Source organism: Thermodesulfobacterium geofontis OPF15, assembly GCF_000215975.1.
In the GTDB taxonomy this organism is placed as follows: Bacteria; Desulfobacterota; Thermodesulfobacteria; order Thermodesulfobacteriales; family Thermodesulfobacteriaceae; genus Thermodesulfobacterium; species Thermodesulfobacterium geofontis.
On record NC_015682.1, the window covers coordinates 145364 to 165203 of the forward strand.

19 protein-coding genes and 4 tRNA genes are annotated in these 19840 nt (G+C 33.0%); 4 read left to right on the forward strand and 19 right to left on the reverse strand.

The window, feature by feature from the left end; translation table 11 throughout:
- The first annotated feature begins 9 nt into the window (after positions 1–9).
- The 3 genes from TOPB45_RS00780 to ribD are packed head-to-tail and all read left to right on the forward strand — an operon-like array spanning position 10 to position 2238.
- Complete coding sequence (locus TOPB45_RS00780; RefSeq protein ID WP_013908970.1) at positions 10–621, forward strand: tetratricopeptide repeat protein; 612 nt, start codon at positions 10–12, stop codon at positions 619–621.
- Entirely contained in the window at positions 618–1079 is a 462-nt protein-coding gene (locus tag TOPB45_RS00785) for a DnaJ family domain-containing protein (protein WP_013908971.1), read from the forward strand. Before TOPB45_RS00780 ends, TOPB45_RS00785 begins: the two co-directional genes overlap by 4 nt.
- Before the next feature lie 16 nt (positions 1080–1095).
- Positions 1096–2238 carry a bifunctional diaminohydroxyphosphoribosylaminopyrimidine deaminase/5-amino-6-(5-phosphoribosylamino)uracil reductase RibD gene (gene ribD, locus TOPB45_RS00790; protein WP_013908972.1) on the forward strand — a complete coding sequence of 381 codons (1143 nt, stop codon included), beginning with the start codon at positions 1096–1098 and terminating at the stop codon, positions 2236–2238.
- Here ribD and coaE read toward each other — a convergent pair.
- From coaE to TOPB45_RS00810, 4 genes are read right to left on the reverse strand one after another with little or no spacing between them, the layout of a single operon-like run.
- Entirely contained in the window at positions 2213–2797 is a 585-nt protein-coding gene (gene coaE, locus TOPB45_RS00795; protein ID WP_013908973.1) for a dephospho-CoA kinase, read from the reverse strand. The genes ribD and coaE overlap by 26 nt on opposite strands.
- Positions 2794–3714, reverse strand: coding sequence for an RluA family pseudouridine synthase (locus TOPB45_RS00800; RefSeq protein WP_013908974.1), 921 nt, complete (start codon positions 3712–3714; stop codon positions 2794–2796). The genes coaE and TOPB45_RS00800 overlap by 4 nt, the downstream gene beginning before the upstream one ends.
- Positions 3715–3722: 8 nt before the next feature.
- Entirely contained in the window at positions 3723–4115 is a 393-nt protein-coding gene (locus tag TOPB45_RS00805) for a bactofilin family protein (RefSeq protein ID WP_013908975.1), read from the reverse strand.
- Positions 4112–4918, reverse strand: a complete 807-nt coding sequence (locus TOPB45_RS00810) for a M23 family metallopeptidase (protein WP_013908976.1) — start codon at positions 4916–4918, stop codon at positions 4112–4114. The genes TOPB45_RS00805 and TOPB45_RS00810 overlap by 4 nt, the downstream gene beginning before the upstream one ends.
- Positions 4919–5149: 231 nt before the next feature.
- Here TOPB45_RS00810 and rpsO point away from each other — a divergent pair, with 231 nt between their 5' ends.
- Positions 5150–5419 (forward strand): 30S ribosomal protein S15, encoded by a 270-nt coding sequence (gene rpsO, locus TOPB45_RS00815; protein ID WP_013908977.1) that lies wholly within the window; start codon positions 5150–5152, stop codon positions 5417–5419.
- A 25-nt stretch (positions 5420–5444) separates the two neighbouring features.
- Here rpsO and rpoC read toward each other — a convergent pair whose 3' ends face one another.
- From rpoC to qmoC, 15 genes are all read right to left on the reverse strand, one after another.
- The gene (gene rpoC / locus TOPB45_RS00820) at positions 5445–9506 is read right to left on the reverse strand and encodes a DNA-directed RNA polymerase subunit beta' (RefSeq protein ID WP_013908978.1); all 4062 of its coding nucleotides are present in this window, start codon (positions 9504–9506) and stop codon (positions 5445–5447) included.
- A gap of 20 nt (positions 9507–9526) precedes the next feature.
- The gene (gene rpoB / locus TOPB45_RS00825) at positions 9527–13615 is read right to left on the reverse strand and encodes a DNA-directed RNA polymerase subunit beta (protein WP_013908979.1); all 4089 of its coding nucleotides are present in this window, start codon (positions 13613–13615) and stop codon (positions 9527–9529) included.
- Positions 13616–13724: 109 nt separating this feature from the next.
- A complete protein-coding gene (rplL, locus tag TOPB45_RS00830) occupies positions 13725–14114 on the reverse strand; it encodes a 50S ribosomal protein L7/L12 (RefSeq protein WP_013908980.1) in 390 nt (129 codons plus the stop codon).
- Positions 14115–14137: 23 nt separating this feature from the next.
- Positions 14138–14665 (reverse strand): 50S ribosomal protein L10, encoded by a 528-nt coding sequence (gene rplJ, locus TOPB45_RS00835; RefSeq protein WP_144011474.1) that lies wholly within the window; start codon positions 14663–14665, stop codon positions 14138–14140.
- 173 nt (positions 14666–14838) lie between these two features.
- Positions 14839–15558: a 50S ribosomal protein L1 gene (gene rplA, locus TOPB45_RS00840; protein WP_013908982.1), complete on the reverse strand. Its 720-nt coding sequence runs from the start codon at positions 15556–15558 to the stop codon at positions 14839–14841.
- Between the two features lie 11 nt (positions 15559–15569).
- Complete coding sequence (gene rplK, locus TOPB45_RS00845; RefSeq protein WP_013908983.1) at positions 15570–15995, reverse strand: 50S ribosomal protein L11; 426 nt, start codon at positions 15993–15995, stop codon at positions 15570–15572.
- Positions 15996–16011: 16 nt separating this feature from the next.
- Entirely contained in the window at positions 16012–16536 is a 525-nt protein-coding gene (gene nusG, locus TOPB45_RS00850) for a transcription termination/antitermination protein NusG (RefSeq protein ID WP_013908984.1), read from the reverse strand.
- Between the two features lies 1 nt (position 16537).
- Positions 16538–16777 (reverse strand): preprotein translocase subunit SecE, encoded by a 240-nt coding sequence (gene secE, locus TOPB45_RS00855; protein ID WP_013908985.1) that lies wholly within the window; start codon positions 16775–16777, stop codon positions 16538–16540.
- Between the two features lie 26 nt (positions 16778–16803).
- A tRNA-Trp gene (locus tag TOPB45_RS00860) sits at positions 16804–16880 on the reverse strand.
- Between the two features lie 3 nt (positions 16881–16883).
- Positions 16884–17054, reverse strand: a complete 171-nt coding sequence (rpmG, locus tag TOPB45_RS00865; protein ID WP_013908986.1) for a 50S ribosomal protein L33 — start codon at positions 17052–17054, stop codon at positions 16884–16886.
- Positions 17055–17070: 16 nt separating this feature from the next.
- Positions 17071–18270: an elongation factor Tu gene (gene tuf, locus TOPB45_RS00870; RefSeq protein WP_013908987.1), complete on the reverse strand. Its 1200-nt coding sequence runs from the start codon at positions 18268–18270 to the stop codon at positions 17071–17073.
- A 51-nt stretch (positions 18271–18321) separates the two neighbouring features.
- A tRNA-Thr gene (locus TOPB45_RS00875) sits at positions 18322–18394 on the reverse strand.
- Positions 18395–18412: 18 nt separating this feature from the next.
- Positions 18413–18484 (reverse strand) — tRNA-Gly (locus TOPB45_RS00880).
- Positions 18485–18502: 18 nt separating this feature from the next.
- Positions 18503–18585 (reverse strand) — tRNA-Tyr (locus TOPB45_RS00885).
- Positions 18586–18641: 56 nt separating this feature from the next.
- Positions 18642–19835, reverse strand: coding sequence for a quinone-interacting membrane-bound oxidoreductase complex subunit QmoC (gene qmoC, locus TOPB45_RS00890; protein ID WP_013908988.1), 1194 nt, complete (start codon positions 19833–19835; stop codon positions 18642–18644).
- Between the last annotated feature and the right edge of the window lie 5 nt (positions 19836–19840).

Sequence of the window (19840 nt, forward strand, 5' to 3'; positions counted from 1 at the left end):
GGTTTTTAAATGGATTTATCTGAAAAATTACTTTCTTTTCATGAAAAATTAGCTCGTTTTTTTGAAAAATATCTTAGAGCAATCTTAGCATTAATAATTATTCTTTTATTAATCACATTTTTGTGGATAGGTTTCAGCTATTATAAATCTAAAAAAGAAAAAGAAGCAAGTTTAAAACTTATGGAGGTTGTAAAAGCAGAAAATATAATTTCTGCTTTACAAGAAGTAAAAGAAAAATACAAAGGAACCCAAGCTTCCCTTCAAGCATCCCTTCTTTTATTAGACTACTATTATACCCAAAAAAATTATCAGGAAATGCAAAAACTTATAGAGGAATTACAAAAAGAATACCCCAAAAAAATGAGAGGAGTAATCTTATATGGAAAAGCTAAAACTTTAGAAATCAACGGAGATTTTAATAGGGCTTTAGAAATTTATAAAGAGGTTTCAAAGGTGCAACCAGAATTAAATTTCTTGACCTATTTAGATATAGCAAGAATTGCAGAAAATTTAGGAAAGTTTGATTTGGCAAAAGAATATTATCAAAAATATTTGAAAGAATCTAAAATCAAAAATAGTGGGTTTGTGGAATATAAACTTTATGAATTAAGTAAAAAATGACCCTCTCTATTTTTAAAAAAATTGCCGAAGAAAGAATAAGAAGAGCTATGGAAGAAGGATTATTTAATAATTTAGAATATAAAGGAAAACCCATAGAATTAAAAGAAGATCCTTTTGTTCCAGAAGATTTAAGAGTAGTTTATAGAATTCTTAAAAATGCAGGATTTTTACCTAAGGAAGTAGAATTAAGAAAGGAAATTTCTAAAATGGAAGAGCTTTTAGATGAAGAGGTAGGAGAAGCCTATTTAAAAGTAAGAAAATTAACTGCTCTCATTTTCCAATTAAGTCAAATAAGAAAGGGACCTGTTAATTTGGAAGAAAGTGAATATTATTATAAAATAGCAGAAAAAGTGAAACTTGCTAAACATCAAATACCCTCTGACAAATCTAAAGAAATTGATTGGGCTAAATTACAAAATCAACTTTATATCTCAGCTCTTAAAAGAAGAAAAAAATAGATAAAAAACTTCATACATGGATCTTAAGTCTAAGAATCTTTCTGATGAATTTTTCATGAAAATTGCTGTTAAAGAAGGTTATAAAGGGTTAGGCTGGACTTCACCTAATCCTCCTGTTGGAGCTGTTCTTATAGATCCTTTAAATAAAAAAATTATAGCTAAAGGATATCATAAAAAATTTGGTTATCCCCATGCAGAAGTAGAAGCTATAAATAGAGCTAAGGAGAAAGCAAAAGGAAGTATTCTTTATGTCACTTTAGAACCTTGCTCTCATTATGGGAAAACCCCTCCCTGTACAGAAAAAATTATAGAAGCTGGTATTTCAAAAGTTGTATGTGGAATAAGAGACCCTAATCCAATAGCTAAAGGAGGTTTAGAATATTTAAAATCAAAAGGTATAGAAGTAAAGGTTGGAGTTTTAGAAAGGGAAGTGAAAATTCTCACCAGATTTTTTTTAAGTCATATTTTAAGAAAAAGACCCTGGGTAATAATGAAAGTAGCGTCAAGCCTTGATGGGAGGATAGCAGTTTCTACAGGAGAATCAAAATGGATTACAGGAGAAAAAGCAAGAAAATATGCTCACAAATTAAGACATATTTGTGATGCCATATTAGTGGGAAAAAATACTATTTTAAAAGATAATCCAGATTTAACCTGTAGATTAGTAAAAGGGAAAAATCCTATAAGAATCGTCCTTGATACTTACTTGAGTTTAGATCCTAATTTTAAGATTTTTGAGGTTAATAAAAATAAAAAAACAATTATAGTTTGCGGAGAAAAAGCAGATCTTCAAAAGGAAAAAATTTTAAAAGCCAGAGGAATTGAGGTATGGAGACTTCCTTTAGAAAGAGAAAAAATTGATTTAAATGCCCTTTTAGAAAAATGTAATGAAAATAATATATGCTCTATTCTTGTAGAGGGTGGCGGAAAAGTTCATGGAAGTTTTCTTGAAAAAAACTTAGTAGATGAAATCTTCTATATAATAGGTCCTGTTATTATAGGAGATAGAGAAGGAATTTTAGCAATAGAAAGAGAGCCTATTAAAAGTCTTAAAGAAGCTTTATTTTTAAAAAACTTAAAAGTAAAAAAAATGGGAGATTCTTTCTTATTTCACTGTTTTACCAATGAAGGATTTAAGCTTTTAAATACTCCTTTATAATTTCTTTAAGTTCCTTTTCTAAGTCTTCTATGCTTTTTTCTGAAAAAATAATTCTATGAGCCCTTTTTTCTTTCTCAGAAAGAGGAAGCTGTAATTTAAGAATCCCTTCTCCCATTTTTTCATCTAATCCTTTTTTTAATATCCTTTCCTTTTGAACTTTTTCTGAACAACTTACAACCCATATTTCATCAAAAAAACTTTCCCATCCAGCTTCAAAAAGAAGGGGAACCTCAAAAAAAAGAATTTTTTCTTCTTTATTAGCATTAATAAATTCTATACATTTTTTCTTTACTAAAGGATGAAATAAGGCTTCCAGTTCTTTCTTAAATTCTTGATTTTCTAAAATTTTTTCTAAAATTTTCTTTTTATTTAATTTTCCATCAGGCTCAAGAATTTCTTCTCCAAAAATTCCTATAACTCTTTTTTTTATTTCCGGATCTTCATATAAATTTCTAACTACTTCATCACAAGAAAAGGTAGCAAAACCTAAATTTTGTAGAATTTTAAGAACTGTAGATTTCCCAGTAGCTAAACTTCCTGTAATAGCTATTTTTTTCATCTTGAGTCTTTTAATTTTTCTATGTAACTTTGGAACTCCTCTGGAATAGGGACTCTAAATTTCATTTCTTCATTAGTTCTTGGATGTTTAAAGACAATTTCGTAGGCATGTAGCATAAGCCTTGGAGGCTTAGGAAGATTATGTTTTAAACCTCCATAAATTGGATCTCCTAAAATGGGATGACCTATATAAGAGAATTGAACCCTTATTTGATGAGTCCTTCCTGTAACTGGTTTAGCTAAAACTAAGGAAGCTTTATTAAAAATTTCTAAAACTTCATAAAAAGTAATAGCTAATTTTCCTTCTTTTAAAACTGCCATTTTTTTGCGAGCAATTGGGTGCCTTCCTATAAAGGTTTCAATTTTTCCTTTTTTCTGAGTTAATCTGCCATAGACAAGAGCTATATAGTTTTTTTCAATTAATCTTTCTTTAAAAGCTTCTACAAGCTTTTTGTGGGCAAAATCATTTTTGGCAACAAGCATAATACCTGATGTATCCTTATCAAGTCTATGTACAATACCTGGTCTTATTTTACCACCAATTCCTGAAAGATTTTTTAGCTTTAAAATGAGTCCATGAACTAAAGTATCATCATAATGTCCAGGTGCTGGATGAACCACTATTCCTGAAGGCTTATTTATAACTGCTATGTCTTCATCTTCATAAATAATTTCAAAAGGAATATCTCTTGGTTGAATCTCAATTTCTCTATCAGGAGGAATGAAAACTTTTATTTTTTCCCCTCTTTTGATTTTATAACTTGCCTTAGAAGGTTTAAAATTTACTAATACATAATTCTCTTTAATAAGAGTCTGAATTCTACTTCTACTTAATTGGGGGAGTTTTTCTTTTATAAAAATATCAAGCCTTTTAGCCTCATCCTCAGGGGAAACTTCAAAGAGATATTCTTGATTCATTTAAAATTTTAAGAAGTAGAAGGGCTTTCTGTTTCACAAAATCCGTTTATAGAGGCTCCCTTTTCTATATAAATAGACTTAGTTTTAATATTACCTTTTACCACACTTCCAGAATAAAGTTCTACTTCTTCAGCTTTAATATTTCCAAAAATTTGTCCATATAATAAAAGTCTTTTCACTTCAACATCTCCTTTAATAATTCCATTTTCCCCAACCAATAAACCACCTTTTCCTTTCACATTACCTTGAATTTCTCCGTCAATTCTTGTTATGCCTTCTCCTATAGAAATATTTCCTTCAAAAAAGCACCCTGAACATATAAATGTCCTAATTTCTTCAAAATCCTCTTTTTCTCTTTTTTTATTAAATTTATTCAATATTTTTTCGAAATACTTTATCATTTCCAAACTATAAATTTAAGAGGATCTAAAAATTTCGAACCGAGACGTACTTCATAATGAAGATGTGGCCCAAGGCTTCTTCCAGTTGAACCTACATATCCTATTATTTCTCCTGCCCCTACCTTTTCTCCACTTCTTACCTTTATTTTAGATAAATGTCCATAGAGAGTTTCATAACCTGATGGATGTTTTATAATTACAGTTTTTCCATAGTCTGAAAGCCAACCTGCGTATTTAACAATACCCTCAGCAGTAGCATAAACAGGATCTCCATAAGGAGCTTTAATATCAACACCTGTATGGTATTCATATCCACTTCCAAAGGGATTTTCTCTCCAACCTAAGGTTGATGTTATTTCTCCACTTACTGGAAAGCCTGTTGGAGTAATCCTTAGTTGATTAAAAAGTTTTTCACTTTGAGAAATCAAAAAACTTAAATACTCCTCATCTGACAATTCCTCAGCTTTTAATCTACTTAAACCTCCAAGAGCATCTTTATCTTTTTTAATCACTCCCCTCTCTATGAGATAATTTTCCAATTTGATTAAATTGTTTCTAAGTTTAGTTAATTCTTCTTTATACTTATTATTAAGTTTGGTAACAGTTTTTATTTTCTTTTCTTTTTCTTTTAACCAAAAATATTTTTGTACAAAAAAGACATTTAATAAATAAGAAAAAAAAGATAAAAAAAAGAAAACAAGCACTAAAACTGAAAAATATTTTATATACTTTATTTTAAAGCTTATAATTTTTGGTTCTTTACCAGTGGGTGTATGTATTATTATACTTATTTTATCCTTCATTGATCACCCCTCTCTTTTTAGAGTTTGAATTTGATTTGAAGAATTTGTTCAAACAATTATATATGATTTTATTTTAAAAGTCAAATCTTAAAAGAAATTTGTTATTTTTTAATTATAATTTCAATTTAATTTATTAGCTATTGATTAAATCAGCTTTTGTAATATAATTAACTTTGCTTGGGAAATGGGTAATCCTTTCCCAGGCTTTAAAATAAATTTTAGGAGGAAAAAATGCCTTTGGATCCAGAAATTAAGAAAGAAATTATTGAAAAATTTAGACGCCATCCAAATGATACTGGTTCACCTGAAGTCCAAATTGCTCTTTTGAGTGCAAGAATTAAACAATTAGAGGAACATCTTAAAATACATCGTAAAGATTTTCATTCAAGAAGGGGTCTTATGAAACTCATAGGTCAAAGAAGAGCCCTTTTGAATTATTTAAAAAGGACTGATTTTGAAAGATACCAAAATCTTATCCAAAATTTAGGTCTTAAAAAATAAAGGGGGAAAGACCCCCTTTTAACTCTTATACCCAGCCTTTTTCTTCATAAACTATTCTTCCTGTTCCAGCAGGAATAAGTCTACCTATAATAACATTCTCTTTTAAACCTTTCAGATAATCAACCTTTCCAGCAATAGAAGCTTCTGTCAAAACTCTTGTAGTTTCTTGGAATGAAGCAGCAGAAAGCCAAGAATCAGTAAGTAGAGCTGCTCTAGTAATACCAAGTATAACTGGCTCAGCAACAGCTGGTTTACCTCCCATAGCTAAGACTTTTTCATTTTCTTCTTCAAACTTTACCTTATCTACAATTTCACCTATCATAAAATCAGTATCACCAGCTTCTTTAATTTTAACTTTTTTAAGCATTTGTCTTACAATAACTTCGAAATGTTTATCATTTATTTTAACTCCCTGTAATCTATAAACTTCCTGAATTTCTTCAACTAAGAATCTAGCGACTCCCTTAACACCTTTTACTCTTAAAATATCATGAGGATTGGGAGATCCTTCTATTAAGGGATCTCCTGCTTTTACTATATCTCCTTCTCTTACTACTATATGTTTTCCTTTAGAAATATAATATTCTTGAGATTCTCCTACTTCGGGTTGAACTACAATTTTCTTTTTACCTCTAACTTCCTTTTCAAAAACAACTTTACCATCTATCTCGGTTATAATAGCATATTCTTTTGGTTTACGAGCCTCAAAAAGATCAGTAACCTTTGGTAAACCTCCTGTAATATCCTTAGCTTTTAAAGTTTCTCTTGGGATTCTTGCTATAACATCTCCAGCATAAATGTAATCTCCTTCTTGAACACTTATTATAGCACCTACAGGAAGTTCATAACGAGCCTTCCCTCTGCCTTCGGGTAAATCTTTAGTTCTTCCCTTTTCATCTTTAATAGAAATACGGGGACGATAATCTGTCAATTTATAATCTCTTACCACTATACTTACTCTTCCTGTAGTGGGATCTATTTTTTCATCAACTGTAACTCCTGCAATAATATCTCCAAATTTAACTCTTCCATCTATCTCAGCAATAATTGGAGAGGTATAGGGATCCCATTCCACTAACAAATCTCCGGGTTTAACTTCTTGTCCTTCTTCTACTTTTATTTTTGCTCCATAAATAACAGGATATTTTTCTAAAATCCTTCCATCAGGACCCTCAATAGCTATTTCTCCTTGCCTATTAAGAGCAACTAAATTCCCATCTTTTCCTCTTACTAATCTAAGATTTATAAACTTAACTTTTCCTTGAGATTGTGCTCTATGTTCACTTTGTTCTAAAGCCTTTCCTACTGCACCTCCTATATGGAAAGTTCTCATAGTAAGTTGGGTACCAGGTTCTCCAATGGATTGAGCTGCAATTATACCCACAGCTTCCCCAATTTCTACAAGTCTTCCTGTAGCTAAATCTCTTCCATAACATTTTCTGCAAACTCCAAATTTAGCCTCACAAGTAAGAACGGAACGAATACTAACCTTTTCAATTCCTGCCTCTCTTAATTTTTTAACTGCTTCTTCATCTATCTCTTCATTTGCTCTTACTAAAACTTCTCCAGTTATTGGGTCAACAATATCTTCCAAAGCAACTCTACCAAGAACTCTATCCCATACAGGATCTATAATTTCTCCAGCTTCAATTAAATGCCCAATTTCTATACCATCAATAGTTCCACAATCTTCTTCAGTAACCATACAATCTTGAGCTACATCTATTAGTTTACGAGTTAAATATCCTGCATTTGCTGTTTTTAAAGCTGTATCAGCAAGTCCTTTACGGGCTCCATGTGTGGAAACGAAATATTCAAGAACTGAAAGTCCTTCTCTAAAATTACTTTTAATTGGTGTTTCAATAATTTCTCCAGAAGGTTTAGCCATTAAACCTCTCATTCCTGCAAGCTGTCTAATTTGGTCTTTAGAACCACGGGCACCAGAAAAAGCCATCATATAAACTGGATTAAAACTGGGACCTATTACCTTTCTTCCATCAGGACCAATATATTCTTTTGTTTCCATTTCTTTTATCATTTCTTCTGTAACTCTTTCAGTTGCGTTAGCCCAAATATCTACAGCTTTGTTATATCTTTCACTTTCAGTAATTAATCCATCTCTATATTGTTGCCAAATTTCTGCAACCTTTTTCTCAGCTTCAGCTATTATTTCTGCTTTTTTCTTAGGAATGGTTAAATAATCTACACAAATAGAAAGGGCAGCAGATGTTGCTTGAGCAAATCCCATATCTTTTAATTTATCAGCAAAAATTACAGTTTTCTTCATTCCTGCCTTATGATAGGAAAGATTTATCAATCTCTGCAATTCTTTTTTAGTTAAAGGTTTATTATATTCTTCAAATTCTATCTCTTCTGGAACAATGGTAGAAAAAATTACTCTTCCTACTGTAGTATCTACCAATTTTCCATTCATTCTAACTTTTATTTTTGCTTGTAACTCAACAGCTCCTGTTTGATAAGCTAAAATGACCTCATCTTTGTCTTTAAAAATTTTGCCCTCTCCTTTAGCAAAGGGTTTTTCTAAAGTCATATAAAACAAACCAAGAACCATATCTTGAGTAGGATATACAATAGGTATACCATTTGCTGGAAGAAGAATATTATTTGTAGAAAGAATTAATACTCTATTTTCGGTTTGAGCTTCAACAGAAAGAGGAACATGGACAGCCATTTGGTCTCCATCAAAGTCAGCATTATAGGCCACACACACTAAAGGATGAAGTTGAATAGCTTTAGTATCTATCAATACTGGTTCGAAAGCTTGTATGCCAAGTCTATGAAGTGTTGGTGCACGATTAAGCATTATAGGATATTCTTTTACAATTTCTTCTAAAGCATCCCATACAGCTGGATGTTCCTCTTCTACAAGTCTTTTGGCTGTTTTTATATTTGTAGCATATCCTTGTCTTTCAAGCCAGCCATATATGTAAGGCTTAAAAAGTTCTAATGCCATCTTTTTAGGAAGACCACATTGATGCATTCTTAATTCTGGACCAGCAACTATTACCGATCTTCCTGAAAAATCAACTCTTTTACCAAGTAGATTTTGTCTAAATCTTCCCTGTTTTCCCTTTAAAACATCAGATAAACTCTTTAAAGGTCTTCTATTAGGACCAGTTACAGGACGACCTCTTCTTCCATTATCAAAAAGTGCATCCACCGCTTCTTGAAGCATTCTTTTTTCATTTTTTAAAATTATCTCTGGAGCATCAAGGTCTATAAGTTTTTTAAGTCTAACATTACGATTAATAACTCTTCTGTAAAGATCATTTAGATCTGAGGTAGCAAATCTACCTCCTTCTAAAGGAACAAGGGGTCTTAATTCAGGAGGAATAACAGGAATAACTTGTAAAATCATCCATTCAGGTCTATTCCCAGAATTTTTAAATGCTTTTACTAATTGTAAACGTTTCCCTAATTTCTTTCTTCTTGCTTCACTTTGTGTAGTTTGCATTTCTATAGTTATTTCCTGAATTAATTTATCTAAATCAAGAGATTTTAATAATTCATATATAGCTTTCGCTCCTGTATCAATAACAATCTTGTCTCCATACATTTCGCTTAAAGCATAATATTTATCTTCAGTTAAAATAGTTCCTTTAGGATATTCATCTATTTCACTTTCAATTACTACATATTTTTCCAAATAAAGTATAGATTCTACTTCTTTTAGCGTCATATTAAGTAAAAGTCCGATTTTACTTGGGATACTTCTTAAATACCAAATATGAGCAACAGGTGCTGCAAGTTCTATATGTCCCATTCTTTCTCTTCTAACTTTACTCTGAATAACCTCGACTCCACATTTTTCACAAATTACTCCTCTATGCTTCATTCCTCTATATTTTCCACAGAGACATTCAAAATCTCTTACAGGACCGAAAATTTTTGCACAAAATAATCCATCCTTTTCAGGTTTTAAAGTTCGATAATTTATAGTTTCTGGCTTCTTTACCTCTCCATAACTCCATTCTCTTATTTTTTCTGGAGAGGCTATACCTATTTTAATAGCTCTAATCTTCATTAGATCTTTTGGTTTTTCTAAAATAGCTAAAAGTTCCTTCATTATTTAAAACACCCCCTTTTTTATTCTTCTATTAATTCAATATCAAGGCAAAGCCCTTGTAATTCCTTAGTTAAAACTCTAAAACTTTCAGGCATACCTCCCTCTAAAAAGTTTTTCCCTCTAACCAATTTTTCATACATTTTTGCTCTACCTTCTACATCATCACTTTTGACAGTAAGAAATTCATGAAGAGTATAAGCTGCTCCATAAGCTTCTATTGCCCAAACTTCCATTTCTCCTAATCTTTGACCACCAAATTGAGACTTTCCACCAAGAGGCTGTTGAGTAATCAAAGAATAAGGACCAGTGGAACGGGCATGAATTTTATCATCTACTAAGTGGTGAAGTTTGAGCATATGCATATACCCTACTGTGACAGGCTCTTTAAAAGGCTCTCCTGTCATACCATCATAAAGTATAGTCGTTCCACTTGGATCTAAACCAGCAAGCTTTAACCATTTTTTAATTTCCTCTTCTTTAGCACCTGCAAAAACAGGAGTTGCAACAGGAATACCATCTATAAATCCTTTAGCTAACTCTATTATCTCTTCATCACTTTTACCCTCAACTAATCTTTCATATTCCTCTTCACTAAAAATTTCTTTTAAAAGACTTTTTACACTTTCTACTTGATAATCTTGTGCAAGCTTTGCAAGTTTCTTCCCAAGTTCTTTACAAGCCCATCCCAAATGGGTTTCTAAAAGTTGTCCTATATTCATACGAGAAGGGACTCCTAAAGGAGAAAGTATCATATCTACAGGAGTTCCATCTGGAAGATAAGGCATATCCTCTATAGGAACAACCTTAGAAATAACACCTTTATTCCCATGTCTTCCTGCCATTTTATCTCCTGGCTGAAGCTTTCTTTTCATAGCTACATATACTTTTACAATTTTTAGAACACCAGGAGGAAGTTCATCTCCCTTTTTAATTTTGTTTATTTTAGCCTCATACTCCTCAATGATTTCTTTTCTTCTTTTTTCATACACTTCTAATAATTCAGAAACTATTTCTTTTTTAGATGGAGGAACAACATCTTTTAATTTTGAAAGTATAGGTGCTGGAATTGAATCAAGGAGTTTAAAAGAAAAGGGTTCTTTCTTTCTAATGTAAATATCTCCTTCCTTTTCTAAATCTTTTACCGCCTTCTCACCCTCTAAAATCTGAGAAAGTTTTGTAACCAGACCTCTTTTTAAAATCTCTAAAATATCTGCTTGATTTCTCAATAATTTAGCTATTGCTTCGTCTTCTTTTTGTTTAGCTCTTATATCCTTTTCTAAACCCTTTCTGGTTAAAACTTTAGTATCTATTACAATTCCCTCAATTCCAGCGGGAACTCTTAAAGAAGTATCTTTTACATCCTTTGCTTTTTCTCCAAAAATAGCTCTTAAAAGTTTTTCTTCAGGAGTAAGAGTAGTTTCCCCTTTAGGTGTTACTTTTCCTACAAGAATATCTCCCGGTTTTACAAAACTTCCAATTTTTATAATGCCACTTTCATCTAAATTAGATATAAGTTCTTCTCCTACATTGGGAAGATCTCTTGTTATTTCTTCTCTACCTAATTTGGTTTCCCTTGCTATACATTCAAATTCTTCAATATGTATAGAAGTGAATACATCATCTCTTACCAATCTTTCTGAAATAATAATAGAATCCTCAAAATTATATCCTTTCCAAGGCATAAAAGCTACAAGTACATCTTTACCTAAAGCAAGCTCTCCGTGATCCATAGATGGTCCATCTGCTAAGATATCCCCTTTTTTTATCCTTTGTCCTGGTTTTACAATAGGTCTTTGATTGAAAGTAGTATTTTGATTTGATTTTCTCCATTTAATAAGTTCGTAAATTTTTATTTCTGGTAAGAGGCCATCCTCTTTATCATATCTTACTACAATTCTTGTACTATCCACATCTTCTACAACTCCATCTTTTTCAGCCACTAAAAGGAATCCAGAATTTAAAGCAATTGATTTTTCCATTCCAGAACCAATAAGAGGCGCTTTGGGAATAAGCAATGGTACAGCCTGTCTTTGCATGTTAGAACCCATAAGTGCTCTATTTGCATCATCATGTTCTAAAAACGGAATAAGCGAAGTTGAAACACTTACTATTTGAGCAGGAAATAAATCAACTAAATCAACTTCATCTCTATGAGCAATAATAAATTCTCCGTTTTTCCTTGCTGGAACATATTCATCTAAAATATTCCCTTCTTTATCAATTCTAATAGTTGATTGAGCAATTATAAGGTTTTTTTCTTCAGCAGCATTCAAATATATAACCTGTTTTGTAACCTTTCCGTTTCTTACTAATCTATAAGGAGTTTCTAAAAAACCATAAGGATTTACCTGAGCATAAGTAGTTGGAGAAACAATTAATCCAATATTTGGACCTTCTGGAGTCTCAATAGGACAGATTCTCCCATAATGACTGGGGTGAACATCTCTAACTTCAAAACCGGCTCTTTCTCTTGTTAAACCACCTGGTCCAAGTGCAGAAAGTCTCCTTTTATGAGTAATCATAGAAAGTACATTAGTTTGATCCATAAATTGAGATAACTGCCCTTGAGCAAAAAATTCTTTTACTGCTGCCATAACAGGTTTGCTATTTATAAGTTCTGCAGGGGTTAAAGTTTCTATCTCTTGGAGTTGAAGCTTCTCTTTAATAATTCTTTCCATTCTCATTAAACCAATTAAAAACTGATTTTCCACTAATTCACCTACAGATCTAACCCTCCTATTAGCTAAACTATCTATATCATCTCCTTCTTCCTCATTCTCTTTCATGCGGATTAGCTCTTTCAAAATTGCAATCACATCTTCTAAGGTTAGGGTTCTTTGAGTAATAGGAAGATCTAAATTCAGTCTCAAGTTTATTTTATATCTTCCAATTTCAGAGAGATCATAAGTTGACGGATCAAAAAATAGAGATCTAAAATAGGCTTCTGCTATTTCTGGAGTTACAGGACTTGCGGGTTTCATTTTTCTAAAAATTTCTATTAAAGCTTCTTCTTTACTTTTTACCTTATCAGTTTTAAGAGCATCTCTTAAAGCTGAAGAATAACGGTAGGCATCTACAAAAAGAACTTCTACTTCTTTTATGTTTTTTTCTCTTAGTAATTTAAGTTTTTCTTCAGTAATTTCTTCATTTACCTCAAGTAATACTTCTCCTGTCTCTTTATCTACAATTTCTTTGGCACAAAATTTACCAATTAGCATTTCATCAGGGAGTTTCAAAACATTTATTCCTGACTGCTTCAATCTTTTAATTATTCCAGCACTTATTACTTTTCCTTTTTTTACTAAAACTTCCCCTGTTTCTGGATGAACAATATCTATAGGAGCTTTTTGCCCAGCTAAAAGTTCATAATTTAACTCCTTTTCTACCCCTTCTTCTAAAATTCTATATTTTTCTGTTGGGTAAAATAAAGAAAGGATCTCCTCTTCCGATAATCCCATAGCTTTTAAAAATACCGTTGCAGGAATATTTTTCCTTTTATCAATTCTTACCAAAAATCTCCCTCTATAATCATATATAAAATCTAACCAAGAACCTTTTACAGGAATTACTCTTCCAATATAAGTTAATCTACCAGCCTTAGCATGGGTTTTATCCTTTTCAAAAATTACTCCGGGAGACCTTTGAAGTTGATTAACTACAGCTCTTTCGGTACCATTTATAATAAATCTTCCATCTTCTGTCATAAGAGGAATTGTACCAAAATAGATTTCCTGTTCTTTTATATCCTTTATACTTTTCACTCCAGTTTCTGGATCAAGATCATAAGTTACTAAACGTACTCTTAATTTCATTGGAGCTTCATAAGTTAATCCTTTCTCCTTAGCTTCATCTGGCGTATATTCTGGAGGTAAGATTTTATAATCTAAATATTCCAAAACAGCTATGTCTGAATAATCTTTTATAGGAAAAACTGTAGAAAAACATCTATGAATTCCTACATCCTGTCTTCTATCTGGAGGGGTATTTGCTTGTAAAAATTTCTGATAAGATTCCTTAGGAATTTTTAAAAGATCTGGTAAATCCTGAATTTGTTGGACCTTTACAAAACTTTTTCTTATTTTGGGTCTCTGATTAGTATTATGGGACATCTACAGATCACCCTCCTTTAAAAATTTGAATAGGGTTCCCCCATCTTCATAAGGGAACCCTATTATTGTATTTTTTCTTAAATTTTTAAAATATTTTTTATTAAACAAGTTATTTAATTTCTACCTTTGCCCCTACTTCTTCTAATTTTTTCTTAATAGTTTCTGCTTCTTCTTTAGAAACACCTGTCTTAAGTGGTTTAGGAACAGATTCTACTAACTCCTTAGCCTCTTTTAATCCCAATCCAGTAATCTCTCTCACCACCTTAATTACATTAATTTTATTAGATCCGATATCAGTAAGAATAACATCAAATTCTGTTTTTTCCTCAGCAGGAGCTGCCTCACTAGCAGCTGCCTGGGGAGCTACTGCTGCTACTGCTGCAACTGGTGCTGCTGCAGTAACCCCAAATTTTTCTTCAAGTTCTTTAATAAATTGAGATAGTTCCAAAACACTCATGTTAGCAATAAATTCAATTACCTCTTCTTTAGTTACTGGCATTTCCAATCCCTCCTTTTTAAGTTTTATTCTCCTTTAGCTTTCTTTTCTTCAATAGCTTTAAGCACATAAAGAAAATTTCTAATAATGGCTGAAAGAACACCTATAAAATTAGCAATTGGTGCTTGAAGAGTACCAAGAAATTGAGCAAGTAAAACCTCCTTTGGAGGAAGTTTAACAAGCTCTTCAATAGCAGCTGCTTCAAATCCCTTACCCTGTATTACAAAACCTTTTAATTGTAAGGATGGATGCTCTTTTATAAATTTATTTAAAACCTTTGCTATCTCAACCGGATCTTTGTAAGCAATAACAAGTGCTGTTGGACCTTCTACATAATCATTTATTGGTTGAGCAGGTGTTTCTTGTGAAGCTAATCTGATCAAGGTATTTTTAACAACTCTAAATTCCCCTCCCTTTTCTCTTATTAATTTTCTAATTTCGTTACTTTCTGCAACTGTAAATCCTCTAAATGAAGTAACAAAAACCCCCTCAGAATTTAAAAACTTTTCCTTTAAATTTTTAACAATTTCCTGTTTCCTCATTCGAGTAAGCAAGGCTAACCTCCTTAAGTATCATCTAATTTTTTTGAAAGGGTACCCTTTCGCCTCTAAGTAGGCTGGGAAAAACTTTTCCCCATTTAAGCCTCACCTGGCACCTACTTGTCTTAGGCCCCAAGAGTAACCCTTACTTTTGAAGGATTCTCATGGGGCTTTTATTTTTAACAAATTTAATCTCCTGAATACTTATGTATTAAATTTCTAACATCATTTGGGTCTACTTTTATACCAGGTCCCATAGTAGTAGAGATAGTTACTCCTCTTATATATTGTCCTTTAGCTGCTGAGGGTTTTGCTTTTAAAAGGGCTTCAAAAAAAGCAGCTAAATTTTCTAATATTTTCTTTTCACCAAAAGACACTTTACCAACGGGTGCATGAACTACTCCTGCCCTATCCACTTTAAAATCAACTTTACCTGCCTTTATTTCTTTAACTGCTTTAGCTATATCAAAAGTCACTGTTCCTGTTTTTGTGCTTGGCATAAGCCCACGAGGTCCCAATATCTTACCAATCTTACCTAATTGAGGCATCATATCAGGAGTTGCTACCACTTTATCAAATTCTAACCATCCCTCTTGAATTTTTTTAATCAAATCCTCATCTCCTACATAATCTGCTCCTGCTTCCATAGCTTCTTTTGCCTTTTCTCCTTTTGCAAAAACTAAAACTTTAACAGGTTTACCAGTTCCATGAGGTAAAACCACAGAACCTCTTACCATCTGATCTGCATGACGAGGATCTACACCCAAATTAACTGCTACCTCTACAGTTTCATCAAAATTAGCATAAGAAGTATCTAATGCTAATTTAACAGCTTCCTCAAAAGTATATCTTTTAGTTCTGTCAACCTTTGCTAAAGCCTCTCTATATTTTTTACCTCTCCTAGCCATTTTCTCCTCTCCTAATCCACAATTTCTATTCCCATACTTTTAGCAGTCCCTTCAATAGTTTTCATAGCTGCTTCTAAGGAAGAAGCAGTAAGATCTTGCATTTTAAGTTTTGCTATCTCCTCTAATTGTTTTCTGGTAATTTTTCCTACTACCTCTTTTTTTGGATTATGAGCACCTACCTCAATTCCAGCTGCCTTTTTTAAAAGTACCGATGCCGGAGGTGTTTTTAGTTCAAAAGTGAAAGATCTATCAGCATAAATAGTAATTACTACAGGTATAATCATACCTTCTTGATTACGGGTTTTTTCATTAAATGCTTTTACAAACTCCATTATATTAACTCCATGCTGACCCAAAGCAGGACCAACTGGTGGCGCAGGAGTTGCCTGACCTGCAGGGAGTTGTAATTTTACCTGTGCTATAACTTTTTTAGCCATATTCCTTTATCCCTCCTTAAATCTTCTGTAAATAGGCAAATTCTATTTCCACAGGAGTTTCTCTACCAAAAATACTCACTAAAACTTTTACTTTACCTTTTTCAGGCTTTACCTCATCAACTATACCTATAAAATTAGCAAAGGGTCCCTCTGTAATCCTAACTCTATCTCCTTGCATAAATTGATATCTTGGTTTCGGTTTAATTTCTTCAACCACAAGCTGAGAAATAAGTCTTTCTACTTCTTCACTTCTAAAAATATATAATTTATCTCCTCCTATTATATCAATAACTCCTTTTATCTTTTTTATTTCTTCTTTAAGAGCTTCATCAAGTTCTCCATAAATCAAAAAATATCCTGAATAAAATCTTTGAGTAACCTGTTTTTCTGGAGAAAAAACTATTTCTATTTCCTTTGGAGGCGGAACAAAAATCTTTTCTACTTTTTCCTTTGCTTTTTCTTCCAATAATTTTTCCACTTTTTGTTTAATATCTTCCTCTAAACCTGACCAAACTTGAACAGAATACCAAATTTTACTCATCTTATCTTACCAAAAATGAAATTAGCGCATTATAAATTATATCTAATAAACCTAAATAGGCTCCTATAATTATGCTAAAAAACATAATCATTAAAACACTAAGTATTACTTGTTTTTTAGGAGGCCAAGTAATTTTTTTGGCTTCTATTTTAACCTCTTCTAAAAATTTTACACCCTTTGATATTAAATTTCCTTCTTTTTCTTTAATTATTTTATCTTTTACTATTTCTTTAGCTTTCATATCTTCTCAATCTTAAATAATTAAAATGGCAGGCCAGGAGGGACTTGAACCCCCAACCTTCGGATTTGGAGTCCGATGCTCTGCCAACTTGAGCTACTGGCCTACCTTATTTTTTAACCTCTCTATGAACTGTATGCCTTTTTTCCCATGGACAATATTTTCTTAACTCCAATCTATCAGGAGTATTACGTCTATTTTTTGTAGTGGTATAATTAATTCTTTTACATTCAGTACATTGAAGATGAATAATTATTCTTGCTTCACCCTTTTTAGCCATAATCTAAAACCTCTTTTTATTCTAAAATTTTTGTAACAACTCCTGCTCCAACCGTCCTTCCACCCTCTCTTATAGCAAACCTCAACCCCTCCTCTAATGCAACCGGCTTTATTAACTCAACCTCTAACTCCACATTATCTCCAGGCATCACCATCTCAACCCCATCAGGTAACTTTATAACCCCTGTAACATCTGTCGTCCTAAAATAAAACTGCGGTCTATACCCACTAAAAAATGGCGTATGCCTACCTCCCTCCTCCTTCTTCAACACATATACCTCAGCCTTAAACTTAATATGCGGCTTTATACTACCAGGCTTCGCTACCACCTGACCCCTCTCTACATCATCCTTCCCTACTCCCCTCAAAAGTATCCCTATATTATCACCAGGTAATGCCTCATCAAGTATCTTCCTAAACATCTCAATACTTGTTGCAACCGTCTTAATCGTCGGCCTAAGCCCTACCACCTCAACCTCATCTCCAGGCCTAAGCACTCCCCTCTCTACCTTACCCGTCACAACCGTTCCCCTACCACTTATACTAAATACATCCTCTATAGGCATCAAAAACGGCTTGTCTACATCCCTTATTGGCTCAGGTATATACTCATCCATCGCCTTCACCAACTGCCATATAGCCCCACACCACTGACACTCCTCCTTACCACACCCACACTCAAGCGCTCTCAAAGCACTACCCCTTATAACCGGTACCTCATCACCAGGAAATCCATACTTCGTAAGTAATTCCCTAACCTCTAACTCAACTAAATCCAATAACTCAGGATCATCTACCATGTCAATCTTGTTCATAAATACCAATATGTACGGAACATTAACCTGCCTCGCAAGCAATACATGCTCCCTCGTCTGAGGCATAGGACCATCATCTGCTGCAACAACAAGTATTGCCCCATCCATCTGCGCTGCACCAGTTATCATGTTCTTTATATAATCAGCATGACCAGGACAATCTATATGCGCATAATGCCTCTTCTCACTCTCATACTCCACATGCGCAAGCTGTATCGTTATACCCCTTGCCTTCTCCTCAGGTGCCTTGTCTATCTCATCAAATGGAACCCACCTCGCTAATCCCTTCGTCGATAACACCCTCGTTATCGCACTCGTTAATGTGGTCTTCCCATGATCAATATGCCCAATAGTCCCTACATTTAAATGAGGCTTCTTCCTCTCAAATTTAGCCTTCGCCATCTCCTCTCCTCCCTAAAAATATAATTATAATCCAATTTTTATTTTTATTTAAGCCCACGACCGGACTCGAACCGGTGACCACTTCCTTACCAAGGAAGTGCTCTACCTCCTGAGCTACGTGGGCTTAATTATCAATTTTCAAAGCGGGCGACGGGACTCGAACCCGCAACCCTCAGCTTGGAAGGCTGATGCTCTACCATTGAGCTACGCCCGCATTACCAAATAATTTAAATGGAGGGGGGAGGATTTGAACCTCCGAAGGCGAAAGCCACCGGGTTTACAGCCCGGCCCCTTTGGCCGCTCGGGTACCCCTCCAATTTTTATTAAAATTAACTTATTTTAAAATTTTGTCAAGAGAAGCTAAAGTGATATCAAGACATTTTCTGATTTATATCCTTAAAATATAAATCAAATACAACTGCTGTTGTTCTAAAAGCAAGATGTGCAAATTTAGAATAAGCTACACCTAAAAATAAAATAAATACAAATACTAAATGGGCAATATAAATTAAAGAAGTAAGTGATCTTAGAGCAGAAATATTACGAAAGATTTCGATTCCAAATCCAGTTAAACCAACCAATAAAATTAAATACACTAAAAAACTATCAGGATAACTAGTCTTTACACTTTTTTCCCTTTCAGCTTGAGATCTTCCTAAAATTATACTAATAATCCCATAAAGAAGCATAAGCCCTCCGATATTCCCCAACCATTTTACAGGATGAAGAAGAGGATTCCAAGGTGTATGAAATCCTAAAATATCTGCCATAACAAAAACAATAGCTGTAGTTAAAGCTAAGAGAATAAAAGCCCAAAGGAGAACTTTATGAGGTAAAGCTCTCCATTTATTAGCTTCACATTTTTCAAATCTATTGTGATTTAAAATTTCTCCAATGGCTGAAAGTAAATAAGTTTTTAAAATAGTCCACATACCATATCTATAAGCTTGAGGAATCTTATAAGTTTCTACATAGGCATTCCACATTCTGTTAATAGCTGAAAATAAAATAATAATTACAAAAACTGCTAAAGGTAAAAATATTACATCTATCATCAAAACTCTTGCAGGAAGATGGATAAACCAAATTTCATAAGAAGGACCTCCGTAAGGGAAAGAATCCGCATCAAAGAAATTGGGAATTCCTCCAAAGGTAGCAATTGTAGCAATTAAAATAAAAAAGAGGGCAATTAATATAAGAATAGGAAATCCCCAAGCATTATTATAAAAGGTGTGTAAAAATTTAAAGGGTGTTGCTTCTTTAATAACAGAAAGTCTTAAGGCTGCCATTACTTCACCAGGATTAGCTCCTCTCGGACAATATTTACTACAATCTCCACATTGATGACATAACCAAATAGCTGGATCATTAAGTAATTTCTCTTTAAAACCCCATTGAGCTAAAATCATCTGTTTTCTTGGGAAGGGTGCTTCATCAGGTGATAAAGGACAAACTGTAGAACAAGTAGCACATTGATAACATTTTTTTAATGTATCTCCTCCTAAGCTCTGTATTTCCTTAATTGCTTCTAAATCTACATCAACTTTTATAATTTCATTAGCCATAGCAA

What these genes read in the sequence shown, in the direction of transcription:
- rplK (WP_013908983.1), bottom strand. Translation starts at nt 15,995, where the DNA reads ATGGCTAAAAAAGTTATAGCACAGGTAAAATTACAACTCCCTGCAGGT.
- rplA (WP_013908982.1), bottom strand. Translation starts at nt 15,558, where the DNA reads ATGGCTAGGAGAGGTAAAAAATATAGAGAGGCTTTAGCAAAGGTTGAC.
- TOPB45_RS00785 (WP_013908971.1), top strand. Translation starts at nt 618, where the DNA reads ATGACCCTCTCTATTTTTAAAAAAATTGCCGAAGAAAGAATAAGAAGA.
- rpoC (WP_013908978.1), bottom strand. Translation starts at nt 9,506, where the DNA reads ATGAAGGAACTTTTAGCTATTTTAGAAAAACCAAAAGATCTAATGAAG.
- coaE (WP_013908973.1), bottom strand. Translation starts at nt 2,797, where the DNA reads ATGAAAAAAATAGCTATTACAGGAAGTTTAGCTACTGGGAAATCTACA.
- rpoB (WP_013908979.1), bottom strand. Translation starts at nt 13,615, where the DNA reads ATGTCCCATAATACTAATCAGAGACCCAAAATAAGAAAAAGTTTTGTA.
- secE (WP_013908985.1), bottom strand. Translation starts at nt 16,777, where the DNA reads ATGAAAGCTAAAGAAATAGTAAAAGATAAAATAATTAAAGAAAAAGAA.
- ribD (WP_013908972.1), top strand. Translation starts at nt 1,096, where the DNA reads ATGGATCTTAAGTCTAAGAATCTTTCTGATGAATTTTTCATGAAAATT.
- rpmG (WP_013908986.1), bottom strand. Translation starts at nt 17,054, where the DNA reads ATGGCTAAAAAGGGTGAAGCAAGAATAATTATTCATCTTCAATGTACT.
- qmoC (WP_013908988.1), bottom strand. Translation starts at nt 19,835, where the DNA reads ATGGCTAATGAAATTATAAAAGTTGATGTAGATTTAGAAGCAATTAAG.
- rplL (WP_013908980.1), bottom strand. Translation starts at nt 14,114, where the DNA reads ATGCCAGTAACTAAAGAAGAGGTAATTGAATTTATTGCTAACATGAGT.
- TOPB45_RS00800 (WP_013908974.1), bottom strand. Translation starts at nt 3,714, where the DNA reads ATGAATCAAGAATATCTCTTTGAAGTTTCCCCTGAGGATGAGGCTAAA.
- TOPB45_RS00805 (WP_013908975.1), bottom strand. Translation starts at nt 4,115, where the DNA reads ATGATAAAGTATTTCGAAAAAATATTGAATAAATTTAATAAAAAAAGA.
- rpsO (WP_013908977.1), top strand. Translation starts at nt 5,150, where the DNA reads ATGCCTTTGGATCCAGAAATTAAGAAAGAAATTATTGAAAAATTTAGA.
- TOPB45_RS00810 (WP_013908976.1), bottom strand. Translation starts at nt 4,918, where the DNA reads ATGAAGGATAAAATAAGTATAATAATACATACACCCACTGGTAAAGAA.
- nusG (WP_013908984.1), bottom strand. Translation starts at nt 16,536, where the DNA reads ATGAGTAAAATTTGGTATTCTGTTCAAGTTTGGTCAGGTTTAGAGGAA.
- tuf (WP_013908987.1), bottom strand. Translation starts at nt 18,270, where the DNA reads ATGGCGAAGGCTAAATTTGAGAGGAAGAAGCCTCATTTAAATGTAGGG.
- TOPB45_RS00780 (WP_013908970.1), top strand. Translation starts at nt 10, where the DNA reads ATGGATTTATCTGAAAAATTACTTTCTTTTCATGAAAAATTAGCTCGT.